This window comes from Proteiniphilum sp. UBA1028 (assembly GCF_002316955.1).
Taxonomy (GTDB): domain Bacteria; phylum Bacteroidota; class Bacteroidia; order Bacteroidales; family Dysgonomonadaceae; genus Proteiniphilum.
The window spans coordinates 74,573-78,273 of the sequence record NZ_DCEN01000002.1 but is presented as its reverse complement, the minus strand read 5'-3'; the positions used below and the strand labels follow the sequence as shown (position 1 = coordinate 78,273).

Annotated in this window: 4 protein-coding genes; all 4 read right to left on the bottom strand. The window is 46.9% G+C overall.

From position 1 onward, the window contains the following. Positions 1 to 11: 11 nt before the first annotated feature. Positions 12 to 155: a hypothetical protein gene (locus B3Z75_RS00255; protein WP_294066379.1), complete on the bottom strand. Its 144-nt coding sequence runs from the start codon at positions 153 to 155 to the stop codon at positions 12 to 14. A 374-nt stretch (positions 156 to 529) separates the two neighbouring features. Continuing rightward, entirely contained in the window at positions 530 to 2,092 is a 1,563-nt protein-coding gene (locus tag B3Z75_RS00250) for a sulfatase family protein (protein WP_414702832.1), read from the bottom strand. Between the two features lie 36 nt (positions 2,093 to 2,128). Further along, positions 2,129 to 3,475, bottom strand: a complete 1,347-nt coding sequence (locus tag B3Z75_RS00245; RefSeq protein ID WP_294066375.1) for a sulfatase family protein — start codon at positions 3,473 to 3,475, stop codon at positions 2,129 to 2,131. A 4-nt stretch (positions 3,476 to 3,479) separates the two neighbouring features. Further along, positions 3,480 to 3,701, bottom strand: a 222-nt coding sequence (locus tag B3Z75_RS00240; RefSeq protein WP_294066372.1) for a hypothetical protein, incomplete at its 5' end; no start/stop codon positions are given.

Below are 3,701 nucleotides of genomic sequence, written 5' to 3'. Positions count from 1 at the left end.
TCATGCTCGTTTCATACGGCAATATTCGTTTTTAACATATATTCAATGCTGTCTTTCGGGTCGAAATTCGGGTGTAATTTATAGCCACTTTCTTTCTTTTTCTTCTTTGCTTTTACCGTGGTTTTCACTACCTGCTGTATGTGTCGTAAGTTCACCGAGTACGTTTGTGGGCATTTCAAGTTTCAATTACCCGTGTTCTTCTTTAAAATATGTTTGTTGCAAAATTACCTTTTTCTGAAAAATTGGCAGGCTGAGCCCGGAATGAATAGTTTCAGATTTGTTTATTTTATTTTTAGAATTGTTCAAATGCTGTTCTTTAATCCTGTTCAATCAGTTTTTCTGCTATTTGGGGCGGTGTACCACATTATGCTTCTTGAGCGCCTTTTATGGAGTGAAGCGATCAGTCATATAACAACATGGAAGATTCTCACTGGTTGGTTGTGTATTTTAAAACAGCACTCCCATCAGAATCGGTGATGGGAGTTGCTATGAGAGTGTTTCAAAGATATATCGGTGACCGTATTGGCTGTTAATTGTACGGTATCATGTCTGCCAGGATCTTCTCGTTGAACCAGGGATCATCGATATTCTTTAGTTTTTGTCCCAGTTCAGTCAACAGCATCTTCATTTCTGCAGGATAACTATCGGGTGGGAGGTTGTTCAATTGATACGGGTCGGTTCTGTTGTCAAAGAAGTAGGTCTTTTTCAATTCTTTTGTCTCCTTGTTGATGGTCAGTGCGAGGGTGAATCTTTCGGTTTTCACTCCTCTGGTCTCGGGGAAGTAGGTGATTACTTTTCCGTTTTCATCTTTCTCTCCATCCATGTTCCGGATGTACAGTGCACTTTGTGGTAAAGAGACTTCCGATTTGCCGGTCAGCAGGTAGTCGGCGAAATTGCTACCCTGTACCTCCCGGGGTATCTGATCTTCCAGTCCGCTCAACCCCAATAATGTGGGCATAATATCGGGTGTGGAAAGTATCAGATCCACAACCTTTGGTTTCAGCCTGTCGGGATACCGGACCAGAAACGGGATGTCGGTCGATTCTGCGTAAGGTGAATTTTTGGGGTCATCGATACCCTGACTGCACAATGTTTCTCCGTGGTCCGAAGCAAACACCACTATTGTGTTATCTGCCAGTCCCAGGCTGTCCAAAGCCTTGAGAAGCCTGCCAAACTCCCGGTCTACTCCGGTAACCTGGGCAAAATAATAGGGTGCAGATGCCGCCTTCGCCATGGTGGTATCGGCATTGTCACGAATAAGCAGTTCCCCCGGTGTTTTGTTTTTGTAGAGGTTGTAGTCTTCCTCCATGCAATCGTCGAGCGAACTGTAAGGATGGTGAGGTGGATTCATGCTGATCATCATGAAGAAGGGCTTGGCGGAATCTCTTTGGCCATTTCGATTATTCAGATAATCGATCGCGATATCCATTTCATGTTTGGGAGACCACTCCCTTATTTCATGTCTTTTTCCTTCGGTATCCCAGTAATGGGGTCTCTTGTGCACATCGAACGTGCCGTAGGAATACCAGAAGTCGAAACCGTGTCTCTTTCCGGGTGGTGTGTATGCATCCCATACCGGATTTCTCTCTTCCACATAGTGTCCGGGTTTATCCGGGTCGTTGGGTGTGGGGGCATCAAGATGATATTTCCCAATGTAAGCACAGTTGTACCCGTTTTGGCTATATACATCGCTGATAGTAGTTGCGTCATCTCTGAGAGAGTTGAAAGGGCGGGTGGAGTTCACATTTAACGGCACCCCGCTTTTGTTCGGATACATCCCGGTAAGCAATGAGCCGCGGTGAGGGCTGCTCAGGGGAGTGTTGCTGTAGGCTGAAGAGAACACGACAGCCTCATCGGCAAACTTATTCAGATTGGGTGTGATCACAGGATCTCCTTTATAACGAATGTGCGATGCGTATTTTTCGCTACTCCAGAACTCCATGGCGCTGTTCCGCATCTGATCGGGAAAGACATAGATCACATTGGGCGCGCTTTGTTCGTTATTGGTGTTTGGATCTTTGCCAACACAGGAGGCAAGAGGGATTAAGCCGATCATCCCCACGCATGAAATTGTTCTACGAAAGTGTAACATAATTGTCTATTTTAGTGGTGTAAGATGCCTGCCGCCTTATTGGGACAGGATGATCTCCCTGCCGGTAGTGGAAATTTTGTGCTGCTCCACCCACCCTTGTAGAAGGGAGCGATGATGGTTCAGGATCTCTTGATGTTTACGCTCTATTGCCAGGTTGCGGCGTTCTTTTTTATCCTTCCGGATATCAAACAGCTGTTCCCTGTATTTTCCTTTATCGTACAACACATATTTGTATTGTGGGGTTCGAACCATCCATCCCCTTGTGGGTGATTTATCAAATTGTGTCTCTGTTACGATAAACGGGTGTATTTCTTCCGTATCCTTGTCCTCAACCAGGGTCCGGATACTTTTGCCGGTGACATGGGAAGGGATCTCAGCCGAGGCATAATCGCAGATGGTAGGAAGAAGGTCGAGTCCGGCGTTGATCAATTCAGGACGTTCCACGTTGCCGCTGAACGCATCGGGTGCTTTCACGATAAATGGAACGTTCACAATCTCCTCGAAGAGGGCAGACTTCTGGTTCCATTTGTTCGCTGCCACTCCATCTCCATGGTCACTGCTGAAAATAATCAAGGCATCTTCATAAAGCCCCAGCTCCACCAGCGCATCAATTATTTTTCCGATCTCGTTATCTACGGTTTCCACCAGGTGGTAATACGCATTGAGATAACGTCGCCAGTCGTCCCGGGTATAATCAATGACCGGGTAAGTAGGGAAGTGCACCTGTTGTTCCAGCCTTATTATCTCCGCTTCGTATGGAGCAGGAGAGAAGTTGGCGGGCAGGTTGGGACAATCGTCCAGGTCCGGTTCCTTTATTTCTGCAAAAGGGAGCACCTGGTTTCGGGCATACTCACAGATGTTGTGTGGATTATCGAACGAGGCTACCAGAAAAAAAGGTTTGTCGTGCTTTTGCTTCAAAAAACGAATGCAGGACTCAGCCAGTCCGTAATCGTTGTGATCATGCAGGGAGATGAAACCGAAGCTTTTTTCGTCGGCAGGGAGAGATGCCTCCGGGAGATGCCATTTACCGGCATAGGCCGACAGGTATCCGGCCGAAGTGACCAGGTTCCCCAATGTCTTTTCCTTCAGTTTCTCCGGGAAAGGAGTGTTGTTTTTCAACATTCCTTCCGAGCCTGGAGCGACTCCTGTAAACATGGCAAATCTGGATGGGCCGCTCAGGGGAGCAGCGCAGTAGGCATTCGTAAATCTGATTCCATCCTTTGCGAGCTTATCGAGGTTCGGAGTACTCACATAGGTGGCGTCCACACAACTCATTGCCTGGGCTGTCTGTTGATCGGTCATGATATAAATGATGTTTGGCTGCTGTGCAAGCAGGCTGCCTGCCCCCATCATGGCCAATCCTGAAATATGAATCTTTTTCATCCGATTATGATTTACGAATTAACAAAACCTCTTCCGATAATCCATGCTGGCATTCAAACTCGATAAGGGTACTTTCATCCGACACCTCCACAATACGTACATGGCGGTTTATCACCCCAATATTCCACCTGCCGGCAATTTTTATCTGCAGTACCGATTTACCCGAAGGGTTATCGATCCATTCTCTGGAATAGACGCTTCGTTCCACTCTTTTGCCTGCGGCGTC

Excerpts from the sequence above, each read along its gene's own strand:
- B3Z75_RS00245 (WP_294066375.1), bottom strand. The coding sequence starts at position 3,475 with ATGAAAAAGATTCATATTTCAGGATTGGCCATGATGGGGGCAGGCAGC.
- B3Z75_RS00250 (WP_414702832.1), bottom strand. The coding sequence starts at position 2,092 with ATGTTACACTTTCGTAGAACAATTTCATGCGTGGGGATGATCGGCTTA.